The sequence below is a fragment of the Paenibacillus sp. sgz302190 genome (assembly GCF_059820445.1).
On the sequence record NZ_JBZYAO010000044.1, the window covers coordinates 1 to 18807 of the forward strand.

Here is an 18807-nt window from a genome sequence, read left to right on the forward strand (position 1 = left end):
AAAGCTCTATTAAAAATATCGTTTTCCGTCATCCCAGATATCTCCCTTCGGGGTTCTATTACAAGGATTGACGGCTTATTGTCATGCTAAACTGGGAAGAACCGAAAATGCTCTAAAAAATGAGCAATTACTTGAACTGGAGCAGATGCTCGAAGGTAAGCTACGGCAAGTTATTGCTCGTATCTGAACTTTATTTTTACGCACACACAACCGCCGATTACACGATACAAAACTTCTGCTCTGAAAAAAATTCTTTTGAGGGGTCCCAAATGACAGCAAAGTTGCATATGCGAATCCAAAGACGAGATAGACTTCTGGATAGGACTGGGAATGGAAAATGAAACAATTGATATGGTAAGGTAAAATCTTCTTTCGATCTCAGAAATTGAAAAGCTGAAATCACGTTTTAAAAATAGTACTCAATACTGTTTTCTTCAGAACCACAATCAAAGCCCGAACCTTTACTTTTGGGGCATCCGATGAAGGTGGAACTGCAAACACCCCCTCTGGAAAGTCATCTTCATAACGACAGAGTTCTTCTATAAGCTTTTCATTTACTTTTTTCATTGAATTCCCTTTCACGCTAGGCCTTTCCTTTTCATAAATACTACTCACTTCCGAGAAGACACGTTTTCACCCGATACATAATCATCCATCACTTTACTTCTCTATGCCACGTGATTTGGACGAAAACATTTGGTTAATTCCAATTGCTGAAGGAAAAGCATCAGTAGCGGAAATTGTTTCACATCTTAAAAATTGGGATAATTACCTCATCTATACGATTATCCCAGCAATTAAAAATGGCGAAGGAATGTTCTTTCCAAATTTCGATTCGTTTAACAAAAAAGCTTATGAATATGCCCGTTCGGGAATTTCCAAAATAAGTATGCTTGACGAATTTAAGCAAACCCGTCGTCAGTTGGTTGACATACTGCTAACTGAGCCAGATATCGCTACTAAACATGTGCCCGCAAACGGCGTAGAATATTGCCCACATACAAACACGCCCTACTCCTTGCTCTACATCATCCACGAATTTATCGAACATGACATTCATCACAAAAATCAAATTTTATCAGTAATCTGATTCTTTCAGATATTGAGAATGATAGTTTAATTAACCGTCCTTTTGATGGGCGGTTTTCTCCGTCTTTAACATGCTTTTAATTGCTTAACCCTCGTAAAATCGCACATTTACATGTATTCAGCAGTATTCCTGGACAGTTATTTGGGGACGTGGGCTGGTGTGAGTTATAAGATCATTTGAGACAAAACCAACACGTTTAGGGCTGTTTTTATAAGATTGCCTGAGACTGTTTATAACATACGATTGGACAAACCTTATATTTTTATAAGATAAGCTCAGACAAACAATCAAAAAAACATTGTCTTTAAGCCTTGATCACGTTTTTCAATTAAAAAAAACCATGTGTAATGCCCCCAGTCATAGAAAATCGCCGATTGAGAACAGGAATTTATTTGACGCCTACACCCAACTGTATGTAGACAATGGCAAAACCTATAAGGAACACAATATTACAGAATAATGCTCATCCCCGGTTGGATTGCCGGACGTACAACATAAAGAGCTAGGAAACAGCCCCTCTGCTTCCTAGCTCTTCAATTAGGCGGTGAAAAATATTTTCTATTTTTTACGGCTCAGCATAATCATCAGGTGGCTTCAGACACTCCGTTTTGTGTAGAGCCAGCAAAAACTCCTATAGCTCTAGATATTGCTGTCCCATATTTTTCGGCAAAGTTCTCATAGCTGGTTGTAAATTGCAAAAAGCCGCTCCCTTCAAAAGTGTAGTATATGGTATCATCAGGTAAGAAAACCCTTGTTGTTATGCTGGTTTGCTTGGTGGACATGAATCTTGCTCCCGCTGCGCCGTTTATACCCCCAAAGAAACCGCCTACTCCTCCCGCTATACCAAGGCTTTTACCCCAATTTACATCGTTTCCCTGTGCCATATCCATCAAATTTGCCACAGTTTGCCCCACTACAGTTCCTACCCCATCAGATACGGCGCCTATACCGCTGCCCAGGGCATAAAGCTGTTTCGAGGACATTTGTCCAACTCTGGATGCTGCTGTTGAAGTCAGCTTGCTGCTTACACCAGATCCGACCCCCCATGCTACTGCACCTGACACTGCGCCAACTCCTATTGACGCAAATATATCCGTCACAGACCAATCACCGCTAACACCTGCCTTAATCAGAGAGGTTCCCGCGTTTACACCAGCAGCAATAACCGAACCTGTCAGCATAGATGTAACAGTGGTAGACGCAACTGCACCTGCTGTAGCACCTGCTGCAACGGCATAAGCCCCCACACCTGTGCCTGCCAGCAGCCCTGCAAGGAAACCAATTCCAAGTCCCGCAAAGATATCTTTGGCTATCTGCCCTCCTGAATGTCCACTTACACCTGCATATATTCCGCCTCCGACAGCCCCTAATGCCGCCCCTGTAGCCGCAGTTATGGCAACAATTGTAGCAAAAGCCATTTGTCCGTCAGGATCAACCAGAGATATGGGGTCATTTCCTGCATATATATAGGGACTGAAATACTGCCCGGCAGAATCCATTGAATAGAAACGTCCAATTGAAGGGTCATACATCCTAGATCGGTAGTTGTAAAGACCTGTTTGTCTGTCCAGTTCCTGTCCTGTATACAGGTAATCCGAAATACTGCCTTCCCCATATGGAGTACACATCATACCCCCAAAAGGACTATATGCATAGGCTGCCAGTACCTGCCCGGATAAGCCATCTGCGACAGCCCTTACCGAAGCTTGATGGTCATTAATAAATAAAAGCTCCCGCGCATCCTTGTACTGCTTAATAAGCCCTCTCGGACCATATATATGACTGGTCACTGTTGTGCTGCCGTCCCCAAATTTGGTCAATTCAACCAGTGGATAGTTGTTCAAGCCGTGGATGTAAAGTTTTTTACATGCAGCAGTGGTTTTCAATACCCTCTGTTCTCTTCCGGCATATCCAAAAGAAACTGTATCCCCATCGGCGTCAGTTATGCGGGTCACTTGACTGTTGAATTTATTATAATTAAGCTGTTCAAATCTGCCCGGTACTCTTGCTATGGCTCCGTCAAGATTATATTCACAGCGCCGACTGTTACTGCCAATCATTTCAATCACTTTGTTGCTTCCGGCCTGGTATATATATTCAGTATTCTCTGTTACTCCATCATTTATTGCCAGAATGTTGTTATTGGCATCATAAGTTGTAGGAGTTACAGTCCCTATACTCCATTCATCGTCGGCTGTGTTTTGTGCTGTTCCCAGCCTCCCTAATCCATCATAGGCATAACGGTATTCATAGGATGGCGGAAATAATCCTTCGGTATCGAGCATCAAATACCGGCTTTCTACTGAGGCAATCCTTCCATTGTAGTATGCCGCACCATTGTATCCATTTTCACTATAATAGATTCTTTCCCTAAAATACCTGTCCTCCGTACCGGTTATCCACCCTGGAGAATTGTAGCTGTAATTCCTCTGAATTTTCATATCCCCAGCTCCGTGTATGGTTTCAGAGCCGAGCATTTGATAAGCGGAATAGGCAAGTTCAGCATGGCAATTCGGTTGCTCTTCTGTTCCTATCGCACACAACCTGCCTATATTGTCATAGCTGTAGCAGATGTTGATATCCCCTGCGGGATACCGTATTTCGACTGCATCTCCAAGGTTATCGTATTGGTATTTTGTCAAATACTTCTCATTGCCAAAGGAAGGAGCGTATATGGAGTAGTCGGTCACATTGCCGTTTATATCATACATGAATTCTTCCACTGACATGATCTCACCATTACTTTCCTGTTCATATACAGTAACTTCGGTCATCCTGCCTATTTGATCCGGATTTGGATTTCCATCGGGACAGCCGGGATTGCTGTCATATACGTATTGCTTGAAATGCAGGTATTCTGTATCTGGGGGAAGCCATCCCGTTTCATCAGCATACTGCCAAAGTGTATCAAGGCTGCCATTATAATATGAAACTCCTACAGCGAGAACACGGCCTATCGTATCATACAGCCAGTATAAAATATACGGCCTGGCTGCTGCATAGCCCTCCGGGTTTTGCATAAATCGCAGCTTTCCGGAAGTGGTGTATACATAATTATACATACCGTTTCCAGGCTCAGAACCGGCATCCGGCATCCTTTTTTCTACCAGTTGACCCAACAGGTTATACTTGTTTTGGATTTTCATGACAGTTTTGCTGCTCTCGTCTTGTGGTGAACGATACCAGTTAGGCGGCAAAATTGTTCTTGTAACTCCAGAAAACTCTGCTGTGTAGGAATAATGCTCTTCATAGGTGCTTATGGCATTATCGGCCTGCTGCGCGTTTTTAATCTCGGCAATTTGGGTTCCGCGCTTATCTGTTATACGCATTTGTACCCTGCCATTTTCATCCTTTGTTGTCTGGACAAGATACTGTCCAACCGGCAATTGGAGCGGTTCCTGCCCTGTATTTGCATGATAGGTAATGGTCTTGTAATGATTGCTCGCCAGGTTGACTGCATAGGTGCTGCCCGGCTTTCCTACAGCAATTTCACGCCCCAAGGGTGATGCCTCATAGACTTTTCGTGAAAATGGATAGCCTTCATCGTCAGAGTAGCCATCACCACCCGGGCTGTAATAAAGGCCTACTTCTCCTCCCATTGTGCCATTTTCCCAGTTCATGACAGCAAAGTCTTTGCGATAGGCTAATACGGATATTGCCTCTTCCGGTGCCAGCTGTGCTTCTTTTGTCGTACATGCCTCCTGCCCTATATCATCATAAACGACTCCCGATACTAGAGATTTTCCATCTATTAGCTGTTGGGTTTGCCTTGTCTTGCCTGATCCGTCTGTATATACTAAACCTGTAATTGGCTCTTTTACAGCCATGATATTGCTCAGCGCAACAGGTTGGGACAGCAAAAGGCCAAACCTTCCGGATATTTGCTGCTGCGCGTTATACCCAAATATCTGGATGCCGTCTCCATAAAACAATAAGGTATTTTGAGACACAATGACGAGCCAGTTGGTTATTTTCATTTCCGGCTGCAGCTTTGTCATAACAGCAGAGCTTGATACAGAATAGTCGTACAGCTCCCACTGTCCTGAGGCAGCATTCCATAATACCTGCATACTATCGCCTATACGTACCCCTACATCCGTAATGATAGGTGCTTCTCTGGTGATGATAAATTCTTTTCCATCATAGTCTATGCATAGGACGGGACGGTCGGATAATTGTATCTGCCATTTTCTGTCCATGATCACAGGATGTATGCTGATTTTAGCTGCCAGTGAAGCAAATTTCTCCATCAGCTTTGGCGGCATTCCACCGCTGTTCATTTGTGCTATACGATCTTCGTCCATCTGTATGCTTTCCTTTTGTGACAATCCTTCCATACTAATACAGACACAATAGTTATTCTGATAGTCTGGCCTTATCATATCAAGACTTATGCTTTCATGTCCGAGATAGCAAAGTGTACCTTCATTTATTTCAAACTGCCCAGGGACATCAGTTTCAAAAAACTGCTGCCAGTCAGGATAGCTGTAGAAATCAATGTACCTACCGCCCAAACGTGCCTGAACTTCCAAGGTGCTATTGGGATACAAGGGATCAAATGAATGGTTTCTTTGCCTTGAATAAGCTGTACTGGAAACCTTCGCCATATTATCATCAGGCCCTTGTATGCCTATCGTCCTTTGATATTCATCAAATATATAGCGAATTACTTCTCTGTTTGAACCCAACTGGGCAAGTGTAAGGCAATAATCCGGATCATACACCATACCGTTGTACGTGCACAGGAAAGGTGAAAACCTTATATCATCCAAGAGGTAACTTTGGGTTGTTTTGTTGTTATCAAAGTAGATTTCAATCTCAAGTCTTCCCCCCTCCTCCGTTTGTGGAACAGCAATCCTGCTGCTTATATAGCTCCACTCCATACTTGTAGGTGGTATGACCGATATCTGTCTTGATATCTCCTGCTGATCTTTTTTCAGTATGACATGGCAGCCCGCTTCTCCTGTGTCGCCATCAAAGCCATCCGGTGTCTTTATCCAAAAGCTCACAAGGTAAGCATTGCTGCACCTAGCTATCTCCAGCTTGGTCTTGAGACCATCTAAAGCTGCTCCCGGCCTTATTTCTACACTGTTTTTGCCACAGTGGCCCTCACCTATCACCAATCGGGCATTGGCATCAAACTGCCAATCATGCGTATTCTCATATTCTTCGAAGCTGCCGAACAGCACCTCATCTGCATTTGCATTTACAAAACCTGCAATTGCCAGCATTTGTTTCTCATCATACTTTGCAACCTGTTTTATGCCGTCAATATCAATCATTTCGCAAAGCAAGCCTTTACTGGTCCGTTTTACCGTCTCAGCTACCTGCACCCATTGGGTAGGTATGCTTTCACTTTGGAATGGGAAATCGGGTGTGTCGGTATATGTACTCAGCATATACTGTTTCCATGATGCAGGAATCTGAAGGATTTCTTCGCCTGTATCCTGTTCCCATAATTTCCACGTTTCCACTTTCACACCGATTATAATTCCATCTACCATGCTTTTCTCCTGGATCACAGGAGTAAGATAGTTTAAACCTGTCGCAATTTCATATCCTTCAAAAAGGTATTTGTTTTCTGTGCTGATGATTTCCTCTTGCCCATTTACATTATAATTGCTTGTTTGCACAAGTGAATCCTGACCGTTTACAAGGTTTTGCTGGTATACCGCAGTGTTCTCTACCCCATCCGTTATAGCCGTTTCACCACGCATCCTGACATACCCGTTAACCAATGTATATAGATTCTGTCCATCCGACCTTGTTGTATATGCCCTCCACGAAGTGGTGACAGCTTCCACACACTTATCTTCATTGTTGTATGACTTTTTCTTGTATAGCATGCCATCTAACAAGCTGTAATAATTCTGCTCGTCATTTCCTTCCAAAGTGGATGGATATGCATGGGTGTTCACATCAGGCATAATTCCATTGAAATAATTGTAGACCGTATATCCATATTTGCCGGTTCCGCTTCCGTATAAAGCTTTTACCTCATAGTATTTTGCAACCGTACATGAGGGGTCTGCCAAAGCACTCTGGAAATTATACTGGTAGCTTGTATAGTCAGTGTTATATCCGTCATTGATCGCAATGGAGGTTACCGGATAATCCTCAATACTTCCTGCAATATGATTGCTGATGTATTTATTAAGCTGTATGCTGCCGGCTTCTTCAAACTTTTCACCTTTGGCATATAGCGCAAGCATTCCCCCCCTTGAAGGTGCTTTGCCATTTAAATTTACTTCAAGACCTGTTTGTATGCTTTCGGCTATTTTCCCGACAATCTGGTAATACACGGCATCTTTCATACTGCCATTCCGGTTGATATAGATATTCTCACTTCTGCTTACCTTGCCATCCGACAAGTAATAAGCCGTAGTGCTTATGGGATTACCCTCATCGTTACAGTTCAGGGCTATTATAATCTCAGGGGCAACATTTATTACCGCCCGGGTATCCACTATATTGGGCATGATATAAACAGGATTCTGTATGGGATTATTACCGTCCGGCTTAACCCAGTTTGTACCGCGATAAAAAATTTCCTTATCGAAAGTCACATAATCTGCACCAGCTGTGGGGTAGTATTGCAGCTTATATTTATATTTGTCATGCCACGGCATATCGCCGGGCATATCATATGAACCGGTGCCTGATGCAGGCTGGTACAAATGGTACTTAGCTACCGGATCGGTATGGTAGGATTGATCCACTCTTGAAGACAAAATCAAATCCTCGGCATAGCCATACCAATTAAATACCATTTTGCTGTCCGATGAGCCCTGATCCATGCTTTTCCCTTTCCACTCAGCCCCATTATAGCGGTACAGGAACGGGCCACTGGCAACAAGACTGTCCTCGATAATCCCCGTCGAAATCCAAGGCAGTATGGAGGTGTACATGTAAAATTTCTGTGCTTGCGTCTGCTGCCGGATCGTTGTGAATCCTTCGTCCCATTGAAATATCAACAGGTTATATTCACAACCGGTGGTATAATAATAGCTTATATATGCAAACGCTGCCATGGACTGCCCTGCTGCCCACTGGTAAAAAGGACTACCCGATGAATTTCTGGCCAGTTTTATCTGGGTGGGAGAGTACTGTGGACCATTATGCCACTCGCCTTTACCATCCCGGTAGAACATTTGCATTCTGTTGTTTTGCGAATCATTTCGGGGGCAGTCCATAACAATGTAATACCCGTTTCCTGCGGTCAAAGAAACATCACTGCGATTAGGATTGGGGCATGCTCCCAAATCTTCCTCTATCCATTTTTTTTGCAACATATCCCAACTCAGTCTTGTCATTTTGTTATCCGGGGCATTCTCTGACGCGTTATATACAATAACGAAGCTGTCTCCCGCAACAGACTGCGGAAGCCATTTATTGTAATTAAAACTCGCTTCATAAGGCAGATGCCACTGTCCTTGGCACCATTCGTTTTTGTGAAATACAAAGACCTTGTTCACTGGAAACGAAGTGCCTTCCGTTTTGTACAGCAATGCAAAAAAATCATCTCCCGTTTGCACATTCAAGCTTTCAATATCTATGTTTTCTTGAATATCTCCACTGCCATTAACAGCCCATGACCATCCATACCATTTCCCTACCCAGGAATATACCGTCAAACGCATGATGCTGTTGTCCTCACTGTACCATATCACTACAGCATAATCGCTGCCATACCATATTCTTGGAGAACCTTTGCCCGGCCATGGGTTATCAATCTGCATGCTCCTGTCACACAGCTTCAGTACATTTTTTTCGTATGTGTATGTAACACTTCCTCCATCGGGATATGTGATTTTCCTGACGCCCCCTCTATGCTGATTGGGGTCATTCGTCCAGATATACTCAAATAGGATGCCCGGCAGTGAATTTCCATCAGGGTTTTTTCTCACCATATTTGTCAAATAGCGCTTATTGAAGTGAGGGTTGCTGCTGTCATCCGATACATTTTTGATGCTGAAATCAAATTGCACCGAGAAAAGACGATGCCCGTTTACGCCATGAACCTGGATGCTGTCAAGATACTTGGTCTCATAGCAATCCTGATAGGGATTGGGACTGTTATCCGGTACTTCCTTATGAGGATCAGCATACTCCGTGATTTCCTTGTCTCTATAAAAGTAAATGACCTTCCTCCCAAATACGTCAGTTATACTTTTCAAGTAGCACGCCTTTGTATATACCCTGCCACTTTCGCTTCCAACCTTTTGCTCTACAGTTTCGTACTCATATTGAATGGTATCACCCCAAAGGCTTGATGCAGTATGCATATTCCATACTCTGGGATACTGTTCCTGGCCATCTGTAAGACTGCTGCTTCCTATCCAGTTGCCCCAGCGCACCCCCCATTGTATCTGGTTCTGTCCACAGGTCTTATTGCCATTATTGTCTATGCACACCCCTCCGCCAAAGGAATAGGTGATTCCATTCTCTTTTATTACAACCCAGCGTTCAAAGTCGGGATAGTAGGATATTTTCCAGAATTGATAGTCTACCGTTTCATACCCCAGTCCTCCATCGTATACCAGCAACCTCTCATCCTTCGGTAGGATTTTATACTGCGTCTCATTCGCATAGTCGGTTACAAGCCAATTTTCATGTGCCTGCCGATAACATACCTTGGCATTAGTACCTATACGTATCCCGTTTTTATGAAATAGACCGGCTAGTTCATGTGATATTTTTCCCTCTGCCAGAAGTAATTTTGAAGTAGAAGGCAAATCAAACAAAGATATTTCTACTGTTGTCCTGACCAACGCCAGAGCATTTCCGCCCGTTTCCAGCGTGTAATTGATGTCAGGAGTCTCATAGGCATTGCTGTTTTCCCTGTAAATCCTGTCATATGGCATCTCCCAGCCCAACCCCATTATTCCGGTAGGGGCTTGTTCATTTGTTTTGTTTATCTGTGATTGGACATTGCTAAGATAAATAGCGGTCACATTGACATCCAATCCGTTTCTGCCGCTCAAGCTGACGATATTCTCACTGAAATTGACATCTCCACGAAAAAGGTTGACACTGTTTTTTATATCGCCGACCGATTTGCTGTCAAATTGGAATGTTCGTATTTCAGGTATCTGAATTTGATTCATGGTGTTATTTTTTTCTCCCATGTCAAGCCTCCCACTTAGCTTGGATACGATATTATAGGGCTCCATATGCTGATTACATATGAAACCCTATTATTATTCGCTGTGTACCTTATTTATTAATTACATCTCTACGACACACGTTATATTAATAGTACCGGTTGCATTGTTGCCGCTGCTATCATTTCCCTGACATATTGCCTTTACTGTTACTTGTTTACCTTTAACAGTAGTTTCACATTTGACAGTTGCCTTTTTTAAGTGGTTGTCGCTCCTAGGATATGAAAGTTGATACCCTTGTACAAACGCCGTTGCGCTTAACAATTCTTGTTGAAATATAAATGTGGCGGAATCTCCGTTGCTTACAGCCTGACTTACAAATACTATCGCCATCATATTCCACTCCTTTACTTCTTGAGTTATAGCAGGTTAGGCCGTCCTAGTTTATTCAAGCTCAGCCAGGCATAAAATATCAACATTTCCAGGTGCACGATTGTTGGAATCATCATACATCTCACATGTAGCAGATACCGATACATTATTTCCCGATACGGAAATAATTGATGCTTTGACTTTCTGTTCTCTGACATGGTTGTCACTATTAGAATATTCCATCGTATATCCTTGCACTAATGTACTAGCACTTGCCACCTTTGATGGAAACGTAAAGGTATGTGTCTTACCATGTCCTACTGTTTGACTCAGACTCTTAAAAGCCATTTCACTCCACTCCTTTTCTGATTTTATACATCAACGAGAAACATGCAGGAGGTATCATACAACTGCTATACATGTGATATCAACACTTCCATAGGCATAGTTATTGGAATCGTCATGCATTACACAGGTTGCGGTTACTGTCACCTGTTGTCCAGATATACTTGCAATTTCTGCGTTGACATTGATTTTCCGGACATGGTTGTCACTACTAGGATATCTCACAGAATAGCCCTGAATTCCCACGGTTACATCAGAAACCTTCTGGTTGAACGTGAAAGTGTAAGACTTCCCATGTTCAACATTTGCATTATTAAATACTAACGCCATAAAAACCTCACTCCTTTTTTTAATCAGTTGGAGAAACGCGAGGAAATCACTGCCTGCCGTCTCCCATTCGTCATTCGAGAGGTGCCGGAACATGTCGGGTAATTGCGCCTGCTCTATGCGGACGAGCTTCTCCACAATCTGTCCGACTTCCGAAGGCGTGGGATCGAATTGCACGCCGATGATCCAATACAGCGTTTGGCGAATCAGTTCCTCTCGTTCCAGGCTTCGAAGCTTCGAAGCGTCAAAGTATCCTTGCCCTCCAAATCCATCCACAACCGATGCGCTCGGCTGGAGTCTGGCGTGCTTGGCCTTCCAAGCGGCAAATGCGGTATCGCGGAAGGTCGTCCAGCTTTTCGACTGCAAGGCACTCAACAGCGCTTCTTCCCGATCCGCTCCCATCGCCACCATGATGATGATCTCCCCGTGGGAGTGTAGAATAAATACCAACTGGCTTGGTGCAGCCTTTTTTCGGGTCACCCCCCTATAAATGATGCAGCAGTCAAAAGTTATGTTAACTTAAGGGCAAGACATCGTACCGCTGCTCGTAACGATAATTATATATTCAAAAAAAGGAAAAGTATGTCAAACCAACTCACAGTCAGTCCTATATTTGGTTCAAGTTCTTAAGTCAGATGTATGGTGACCGGCAAAGTCACCGTCAGCACATTAGGCGCGCGGTTCATGAACCATACGCGTTCGCTTTGGATTTCGGCGTCGCTTCCGCATCATCTTCATATATAAACCAGATGGCATCAAAATCCTTGTATTACAAGGGTTTTGATGCCATCTGGTTGTCTCGTTTTGATGTTATAATCAGTCTCAAACTATCTTATAATCAGTCTCAATTTAGGTTATAACTCACACACACAGGAATTATTGTTTGGTCACACAAGCCGCTGCCGCGAAGCCTCGAACAGCAGCACCGTCGCGGCCATGGCGACGTTGAGCGACTCGGCCTGACCCTGCATCGGGATGATGACCTGCACATCCGACAGCGCCGCCACCTCCGGCGAGACCCCCTTGGCCTCGTTGCCCATGACCAGCCATGTTGGCCGGCGCAGGTCCGTTTCGTAGCACGAGCGCTGCGCTTGCAGGCTCGTGGTGACAAGCCGCACACCGCGTTCGTGCGCGCGCGGCAGCAGCTCCAACAAATCTGCCTCCACGATCGGCAGATGATAAAGCGATCCCATCGTCGAGCGGATCGCCTTGGGATTGTACAGATCGACCGTGCCGCGGCCGATCACGACGGCGCCGGCGCCGACCGCATCCGCGCTGCGTATGATCGTGCCGAGATTGCCGGGGTCCTGGACGCCGTCCAGGACGACCGCCAAATCCGGCCCGGCCGCAAGCAGCTCCTCCGCAGTCAGGCCTTGCTTGGCTACAACGGCCAAAACCCCCTGCGGCGTCTGCGTATCCGAGCATTTTTCCAGCACAGCCTGGCTCACCGCTATCCGCTCCACATGAGCGGGTACCGCTTCCGCCAGGCTGCCGGGCAAACCTTTTTCCTTGCTGTAAATAACGCTCAGCACGGGTGCTCCCGCCCGAACCGCTTCCTCCACCAAGTGGTAGCCTTCGATCAAATATTTCCCCTGCTTGTCCCTGCCGCGGCGATCCAGCAGCTGCGCCCATTCTTTGACGCGGGGGTTTTGTACCGACATAATTTCAATATGTATCATGATCTCTACTCCGCAAAAGTCACTTCAAAAGTTTGAAGATCCGTATTTTTCCCTACGATGACCAAAATATCATGCTCCTTAAGCGGCTCTTCAGCGCTCGGCGGGATGATCAGGTTTTGGCCCTGCTTGATAGCGATGACGTTGCAGCCGTATTTGGCGCGAATGTCGAGATGCCGCAGGCTTTTGCCAATCATTTGCCGCGAAACTTGAACCTCCACGATGCTGTAATCGGCGGAAAGCTCGATATAGTCCAAAATATTCGATGAAATCAGGTGGTGAGCGACGCGCTGGCCCATATCTCTTTCCGGAAAAATGACTTTATCCGCGCCGATTTTTTTCAGCACTTTTCCGTGCAGTTCGTTCACAGCTTTCACTACGATCGTAGCAATGCCCATTTCTTTTAAAATGAGCGTAGTCAAAATGCTGGCCTGGATGTCCTCCCCGATCGCTACGATAACAACGTCAAAATTGCGTATGCCTAGAGCCCGGAGCGCGTCCTCGTCCGTCGAATCGGCTTGAACCGCATGAGTGACTAGAGGTGAAATTTCCTGTACGACCGCTTCCCGGTCATCGATGGCAAGAACCTCAAATCCGAACTGCGACAAAGTTTTGGCAACACTCGAACCGAACCTGCCTATGCCGATAACGGCGAACTGTTTCTTCATTCGCGTCCATCCTTCCCTGCTTTTGACATAAGTTCAATTATAACATACATCAGGCGGCATCTCACTTTCGAAAAAAAGCATAAAGCATGAAGCCGCGCAAACTTGAGCATATTAGAAAAGATAACGAAAGGGAAGCGAGGTTCTTGCATGAACATCACCTTAAGACAGGCTATCATCCAGCGCGTCCAAAATAAATCGAACGACGAGCTTCAGGAAATTATTGAGGAATCCATCGGCGGAGAAGAACGCGTGCTTCCGGGGCTGGGCGTTCTTTTTGAAATTATTTGGCAGCACAGCAACGCAGACATCCAGAACGGGCTTGTCGACACACTTAAGGAACATCTGGAATAATCCGCGCGCCAATCGAGCCCCGGGGCCGGGCGCATAAAGCGGCAGCCATGGACGGGACAATCAGTCCTAAACTGCCGCTGTTTAATACCCTAAAAATCGTCCATCATCATGCCATTGTCCGAACATCTTATTTATACGGGAAACGTTTATGATACAAATTGGTATCGTTCTGCACAGACCGGATATTGTCGAGCTTTAAGCCTAATTGATCTAACCGTCGGACACGTTCTTTATTAGCTCTGTCCAGTTGCTGTTTTTCAGGCTGCCCTGGAAAGTCGTGACACTCAGTTAGGGCTATGGGAAACAGTGAGGCACTAATTGGAGGGACAGCCGCTTTTTCTGGGCGTTAGTCTCTTCTTGTGAGTCGCTGAACTGAACAAAATGGGCAGTAGACATCGTCGTAGGGAAAAACCTGCGAAAGTGCAGGTTTTTCCTCCGAAATTAGCTTATTTTTGCGAAAAGCCTGCAAAAGTGCAGGAATTTTTGCTGAAAGTGAACCTGAGCCCCTGTCCGCGCTGAAAAGCCTGCACAATTGCAGGAATTGTTCGTGGCCAGCGATCAAGGACGCAAATTCATGTATTTTTGCAGGTTTTCTTCGTACAGCCGGGCAGATTGTAGTTATCGCCACTAACGCGGGGGGGGTTCAACAGCCTGAATACTTTTAAAAATAACTACTACTGATACATGTATATTCAGTGTTACTCCGGCACCGGTTTATCCCTCGCCACCGCCTATCGCTCCGCATAAAAAAACACCCCCTCGCACGAAGGAGAGGGGAGTGTTGTAAAACTATTATAGTCCGGAAAATACCGGAAGGGGTGCAGGCTTTTCACAGCTGCTTTGCATGATGTAGTGCTTGCCTTCGGCAGATGCGTCATGAAACCCATGCATCGCTTCCAGTACATGGTACGCCAATTCGCCGTTCGCGCGGTGCGCCCCGGTGTCGCCGTCCAGCAGCGCATGAGCCATCGCGGCTACGCCCAGCCCGCGCGAGTTGTCCGTATAGCCGTGAGTCAGCGGAATCGGCTCCCAGTCGCCGCCGTGCCTGTGCAAATAAACCGGCCCGCCGAACGTATTCGGATCAGGGACGCGCAATGTGCCGCGGCTGCCGTAGATTTCGATATTCGGAAGCTTGGTGCCTCCCGAAATATCGAAGCTCGTGACCAGCGTGGCAATCGCTCCGCTGTGGAAATCAAGCACGCCGGCTACGTGCGTAGGCACTTCGACCTGGATTTTTTGGCCGTATTTCTTCTGGCTCGTAATCGTCCGCTCCGGGTAACTGATGCCCGCGGAACCCGTCACGCGGCGGATCGGTCCCAGCAAAGCAACGAGCGCCGTCAAATAATACGGCCCCATATCGAACATCGGCCCGCCGCCCAGTTGATAATAAAACTCGGGATCGGGGTGCCAGAACTCGTGGCCCCTGGCCATCATGAAGGCTGTCGCCGCCACCGGCGTGCCGATCCAGCCGTCTTCGATCAGCTTGCGGCACGTCTGAATGCCGCCGCCGAGGAACGTGTCCGGCGCGCTGCCGACAAGCAGCCCTTTGCTGCGCGCCTTCTCCAGAATGCGCTGCCCGTCCTCGCGGGTTACCGCCAAGGGCTTTTCCACATATACGTGCTTGCCCGCTTCCAGCACTTGCAGGCACACTTCCGCGTGCGCCGCCGGAATCGTCAAATTGATCACGATGTCTATGTCCGGATCGGCCAAAATCTCGCTAACGGAATACGCTTTGGCGATCGCAAATTCTTCCGCTCTCGCTTTGGCCCGCGCGAGGTCCAAATCCGCGCATGCAGCCAGCTCCAAATGAGCGAATTTCGGAATATTGGTCATATATATCGCGCTGATATTGCCGCATCCGATGATGCCAACCTTGATCTTCTTCATTCCAGTTCCATCCTCCTGATCTGTCGCTTATCTGACCGCCCAAAGCATCCCGCGGCGCATCAATTCAAGTGTCTGCGGCATGCTTACTATGTTCGCCTGGTGCCCGAGCGAGCAATAGTAAACCTTGCCTTGCCCGTACGTTTTCGTCCAGACCACCGGCATTTCCACATCGCCGAAATCGGTCACGGCATGCACCTGAATCGCCGGGTCGATATGCATGTAATATTTTTCCGAGACAACGACAAAATCTTCGATCCCCTCGGTCAAAGGATGCGCTGCGTCCTTAATTCGCACGGTATAGGTAACGCCGTCGTTGCCGGGATGGGCTACCCACTGGCCGCCGACCATGTACTGATACTCCACCTCGTTGCGGAACGAATCCCCCATTCCGCCGTGGCAGCCGGCAATTCCCGTACCGCCTTCCTGAACGGCGGCGATCATGGGAGCAAGCTGCTCCTTCTCGATCTTGCCCATCGTCCAGACGGGAACGATCAGATCGACGCTTTTCAGCCGTTCGGCGTCTTTGAAACTGTCCAGCGTGTCGGAAATTTCGACCTGGAAGCCTTCTTCGCGCAATACGCCGCCCAAAATGCCCGCTACTTCCTCCGGCTGATGGCCGTCCCATCCACCCCATACGACTAACGCTTGTTTGCTCATATCCGGCAATCTCCTCTCGTTTCTGGCCAATCTGTTTTAAACTTCGCTGATTCGCACCCACCGGCGCTCGGCGATCGATTGATCGACGGCTTCCAGCACTTCCTGACATTTCACGCCATCCACAAAATTCGGAACCGGCTGGCGGTCTTCCGACAGCGCGTTCATCAGCTCCACAACCTCGTGAAGGAACGTATGCTCGTATCCGATCGTATGGCCTGGAGGCCACCAGGCATCCATGTAGGCGTGCGAAGGATCGGTTGCCAGCACGCGGCGGAAGCCCTGCACATCCTCCGCATCGTCCGTAAAATAAACCTGCAGCTCGTTCATCCGCTCAAAGTCGAACTTCACGCTGCCCTTGCTGCCGTTGATTTCAAAAGCGTTCGTGCAGCGGTGCCCGGGAGCGAAACGCGTCGCTTCGAAGCTGCCGAGAGCGCCGCCGGCAAAACGCGCCATGAACAGCGTCGCGTCGTCGACCGTAACAGGCCCGCGGGGGGCATCCTTGCTGCCCTTCGCGCTGAGACCTGTCATCGAGGCCGGCATCGGGCGTTCTTTGATGAACGTCTCGCTCATGCCGATGACCTCCGTCATTTCCCCGATCAGGAAGTGCGCCAGATCGATCAGGTGTGCGCCCAGGTCGCCGTGCGAGCCGGAACCGGCGACTTCCTTCTGCAAGCGCCAGACGAGCGGGAAGTCCGGATCGACGATCCAGTCCTGCAGGAACCAGGCGCGGAAATGATAAATCTGGCCGAGCCGGCCGTCGGCCACCAGCTTTTTCGCCAGCTGCACCGCCGGAGCGAACCTGTAGTTGAAGCCGACCATGTGCTTCACCCCGGCCGTCTCAGCCGCCTGCAGCATTTCCCTTGCGTCCGCAAGGGTCAGCGCCAGCGGCTTCTCGCAGAACAGATGCTTGCCGGCCTTGGCCGCAGCAAGCGCGATTTCCTTGTGCGCGTCACTCGGCGCATTGATATCGACGATGTCGATATCCGGATGCGTGACCAGCTCGCGCCAATCGGTGACGTGCCCTTCCCAGCCGAACTGCTCGGCTGCAGTTTTGACACCGTTTTCATCACGGCCGCAGATGAGCTTCATTTTCGGTACGGCCGTTTGCGGGAAAAACATATGTAAATCCCGGTACGCATGACTGTGCGCCTTCCCCATAAACTTGTAACCGACCATACCTACGTTAAAAGACTTCATTCCCATTTCCTCCTCTTCGGTATCGGATTCATGCATGTCCCGGAATTCTGTCCGTTGAACCGGCGAACCGCGGCCCCGGATAGTCCCCTGGAAATGTCTCAGTTGTTGTTCTGCGAAGATTGACGCACCACAAGCCCGGTGGGCAGCTTGATCTGAAAAGGCCCGGCCGCTTCGACGCCGCCCGGCACCTGCTCCAGCACGCCGCGCGCCGCTCTCTTGCCCATTTCAAAAAAGGGCACGCTCACGCTGGTCAGCGGCGGATCGCTCAGCTTCGCGGCATCGGAGTCGTCGCAGCCGACAACGGCAAAATCCCGCCCCGCCGTCCAGCCCCGCTCGCGCAGCCCCTGCATCAGCCCGATCGCCATGCGGTCGTTGGCCGCGAAGACGGCGTCCACCTCGTGCCGCCGCTCCCATAAAGCCGCAGCGGCTTCGTAGCCGCTCTTTCTGCTGTAGTTGCCCTCCAGCAGCCATGACGGCGATACGTCCAGCCCCGCTGCGTCCATCGCTTTCAAGTACCCCTCCAGCCGGTCCTTGCTGTTCGAATAAGGAGGCGAACCGTTCAGGAAAGCGATCCGGCGGAAGCCGGATTCCTGCAAATGGCGGACCGCCAGGTAGCTGCCCTGCACATGATCCGCGTCCACAACGCTCAGCGGCATCCCCTCAAAACGCTGGTTAACGAGACAAAAAGGGAACCTCTGCTCATGAAGCTGCTGCAGCGACTGGCGCTGGGCCGGCGTATCCTGGGAGCCGAGTATGACGCAGGCATCCACCTTCTGCGAACGATGCAGCCGGGTGTAGTCGATCTCATCGTCCGGCGACAGAAACATAAGCAGCATGTCATAGCCCTGCTGTTTCACTTCCTCGCCTATGCCGCTCAATATTTCCGAGAAATAATACGTGGAAAAAAGATGCACCTTCGGCACGTACGGCAGCACGACACCCAAATTGCCGCTGCGCCTGCGGGCAAAGCTCTGCGCGATCGCATTCGGGTGATAATCAAGCTCCTTGGCCGCTTGCAGCACGCGCTCCCTCGTCTTGGGCTTCATCGGCCCCACACCGTTGAATACCCGGGATACAGTCGCTTCAGAAACCCCTGCCAGCTCGGCGACCTCTTTTCTTGTTACCATGTCAAG

The 18807-nt window shown here is 48.0% G+C and carries 13 protein-coding genes; 2 read left to right on the forward strand and 11 right to left on the reverse strand.

The annotated features are described in order from the left end of the window. Nucleotides 1-399: 399 nt before the first annotated feature. A complete protein-coding gene (locus tag AC6RNO_RS31320) occupies nucleotides 400-582 on the reverse strand; it encodes a hypothetical protein (protein WP_474679921.1) in 183 nt (60 codons plus the stop codon). A 100-nt stretch (nucleotides 583-682) separates the two neighbouring features. On the opposite strand from AC6RNO_RS31320, the gene AC6RNO_RS31325 reads away from it, so the two are divergent. After that, complete coding sequence (locus AC6RNO_RS31325) at nucleotides 683-1090, forward strand: DinB family protein (protein WP_474679920.1); 408 nt, start codon at nucleotides 683-685, stop codon at nucleotides 1088-1090. A 584-nt stretch (nucleotides 1091-1674) separates the two neighbouring features. Here AC6RNO_RS31325 and AC6RNO_RS31330 read toward each other — a convergent pair. From AC6RNO_RS31330 to AC6RNO_RS31355, 6 genes are all read right to left on the reverse strand, one after another. Continuing rightward, nucleotides 1675-10218, reverse strand: coding sequence for an RHS repeat-associated core domain-containing protein (locus AC6RNO_RS31330; protein ID WP_497107861.1), 8544 nt, complete (start codon nucleotides 10216-10218; stop codon nucleotides 1675-1677). Nucleotides 10219-10317: 99 nt separating this feature from the next. After that, nucleotides 10318-10590, reverse strand: coding sequence for a hypothetical protein (locus AC6RNO_RS31335; protein WP_474679918.1), 273 nt, complete (start codon nucleotides 10588-10590; stop codon nucleotides 10318-10320). Nucleotides 10591-10638: 48 nt separating this feature from the next. Beyond that, nucleotides 10639-10914: a hypothetical protein gene (locus AC6RNO_RS31340; protein WP_474679917.1), complete on the reverse strand. Its 276-nt coding sequence runs from the start codon at nucleotides 10912-10914 to the stop codon at nucleotides 10639-10641. A 54-nt stretch (nucleotides 10915-10968) separates the two neighbouring features. Continuing rightward, a complete protein-coding gene (locus tag AC6RNO_RS31345) occupies nucleotides 10969-11649 on the reverse strand; it encodes a hypothetical protein (protein ID WP_474679916.1) in 681 nt (226 codons plus the stop codon). 476 nt (nucleotides 11650-12125) lie between these two features. Next, a complete protein-coding gene (locus AC6RNO_RS31350) occupies nucleotides 12126-12917 on the reverse strand; it encodes a TrmH family RNA methyltransferase (RefSeq protein WP_497107862.1) in 792 nt (263 codons plus the stop codon). Nucleotides 12918-12922: 5 nt separating this feature from the next. Next, the gene (locus tag AC6RNO_RS31355; RefSeq protein ID WP_474679914.1) at nucleotides 12923-13582 is read right to left on the reverse strand and encodes a potassium channel family protein; all 660 of its coding nucleotides are present in this window, start codon (nucleotides 13580-13582) and stop codon (nucleotides 12923-12925) included. A gap of 147 nt (nucleotides 13583-13729) precedes the next feature. Between AC6RNO_RS31355 and sspI the strand changes: the two genes are divergently transcribed. Next, nucleotides 13730-13933 (forward strand): small acid-soluble spore protein SspI, encoded by a 204-nt coding sequence (sspI, locus tag AC6RNO_RS31360; protein ID WP_488435331.1) that lies wholly within the window; start codon nucleotides 13730-13732, stop codon nucleotides 13931-13933. A 792-nt stretch (nucleotides 13934-14725) separates the two neighbouring features. On the opposite strand, the gene AC6RNO_RS31365 is transcribed toward sspI, so the two are convergent. The 4 genes from AC6RNO_RS31365 to AC6RNO_RS31380 form a co-directional block, all read right to left on the reverse strand. Further along, nucleotides 14726-15820, reverse strand: a complete 1095-nt coding sequence (locus AC6RNO_RS31365) for a Gfo/Idh/MocA family protein (protein ID WP_474679912.1) — start codon at nucleotides 15818-15820, stop codon at nucleotides 14726-14728. Nucleotides 15821-15847: 27 nt separating this feature from the next. Continuing rightward, nucleotides 15848-16477, reverse strand: a complete 630-nt coding sequence (locus AC6RNO_RS31370) for a ThuA domain-containing protein (protein ID WP_474679911.1) — start codon at nucleotides 16475-16477, stop codon at nucleotides 15848-15850. A gap of 36 nt (nucleotides 16478-16513) precedes the next feature. Further along, a complete protein-coding gene (locus AC6RNO_RS31375) occupies nucleotides 16514-17674 on the reverse strand; it encodes a Gfo/Idh/MocA family protein (protein ID WP_474679910.1) in 1161 nt (386 codons plus the stop codon). A gap of 98 nt (nucleotides 17675-17772) precedes the next feature. Beyond that, a complete protein-coding gene (locus AC6RNO_RS31380) occupies nucleotides 17773-18801 on the reverse strand; it encodes a substrate-binding domain-containing protein (protein ID WP_497107863.1) in 1029 nt (342 codons plus the stop codon). Between the last annotated feature and the right edge of the window lie 6 nt (nucleotides 18802-18807).

Excerpts from the sequence above, each read along its gene's own strand:
- AC6RNO_RS31330 (WP_497107861.1), bottom strand. The coding sequence starts at position 10,218 with ATGGGAGAAAAAAATAACACCATGAATCAAATTCAGATACCTGAAATA.
- AC6RNO_RS31370 (WP_474679911.1), bottom strand. The coding sequence starts at position 16,477 with ATGAGCAAACAAGCGTTAGTCGTATGGGGTGGATGGGACGGCCATCAG.
- AC6RNO_RS31380 (WP_497107863.1), bottom strand. The coding sequence starts at position 18,801 with ATGGTAACAAGAAAAGAGGTCGCCGAGCTGGCAGGGGTTTCTGAAGCG.
- AC6RNO_RS31345 (WP_474679916.1), bottom strand. The coding sequence starts at position 11,649 with ATGGTGGCGATGGGAGCGGATCGGGAAGAAGCGCTGTTGAGTGCCTTG.
- sspI (WP_488435331.1), top strand. The coding sequence starts at position 13,730 with ATGAACATCACCTTAAGACAGGCTATCATCCAGCGCGTCCAAAATAAA.
- AC6RNO_RS31340 (WP_474679917.1), bottom strand. The coding sequence starts at position 10,914 with ATGGCTTTTAAGAGTCTGAGTCAAACAGTAGGACATGGTAAGACACAT.
- AC6RNO_RS31335 (WP_474679918.1), bottom strand. The coding sequence starts at position 10,590 with ATGATGGCGATAGTATTTGTAAGTCAGGCTGTAAGCAACGGAGATTCC.
- AC6RNO_RS31375 (WP_474679910.1), bottom strand. The coding sequence starts at position 17,674 with ATGAAGTCTTTTAACGTAGGTATGGTCGGTTACAAGTTTATGGGGAAG.
- AC6RNO_RS31355 (WP_474679914.1), bottom strand. The coding sequence starts at position 13,582 with ATGAAGAAACAGTTCGCCGTTATCGGCATAGGCAGGTTCGGTTCGAGT.
- AC6RNO_RS31350 (WP_497107862.1), bottom strand. The coding sequence starts at position 12,917 with ATGATACATATTGAAATTATGTCGGTACAAAACCCCCGCGTCAAAGAA.
- AC6RNO_RS31365 (WP_474679912.1), bottom strand. The coding sequence starts at position 15,820 with ATGAAGAAGATCAAGGTTGGCATCATCGGATGCGGCAATATCAGCGCG.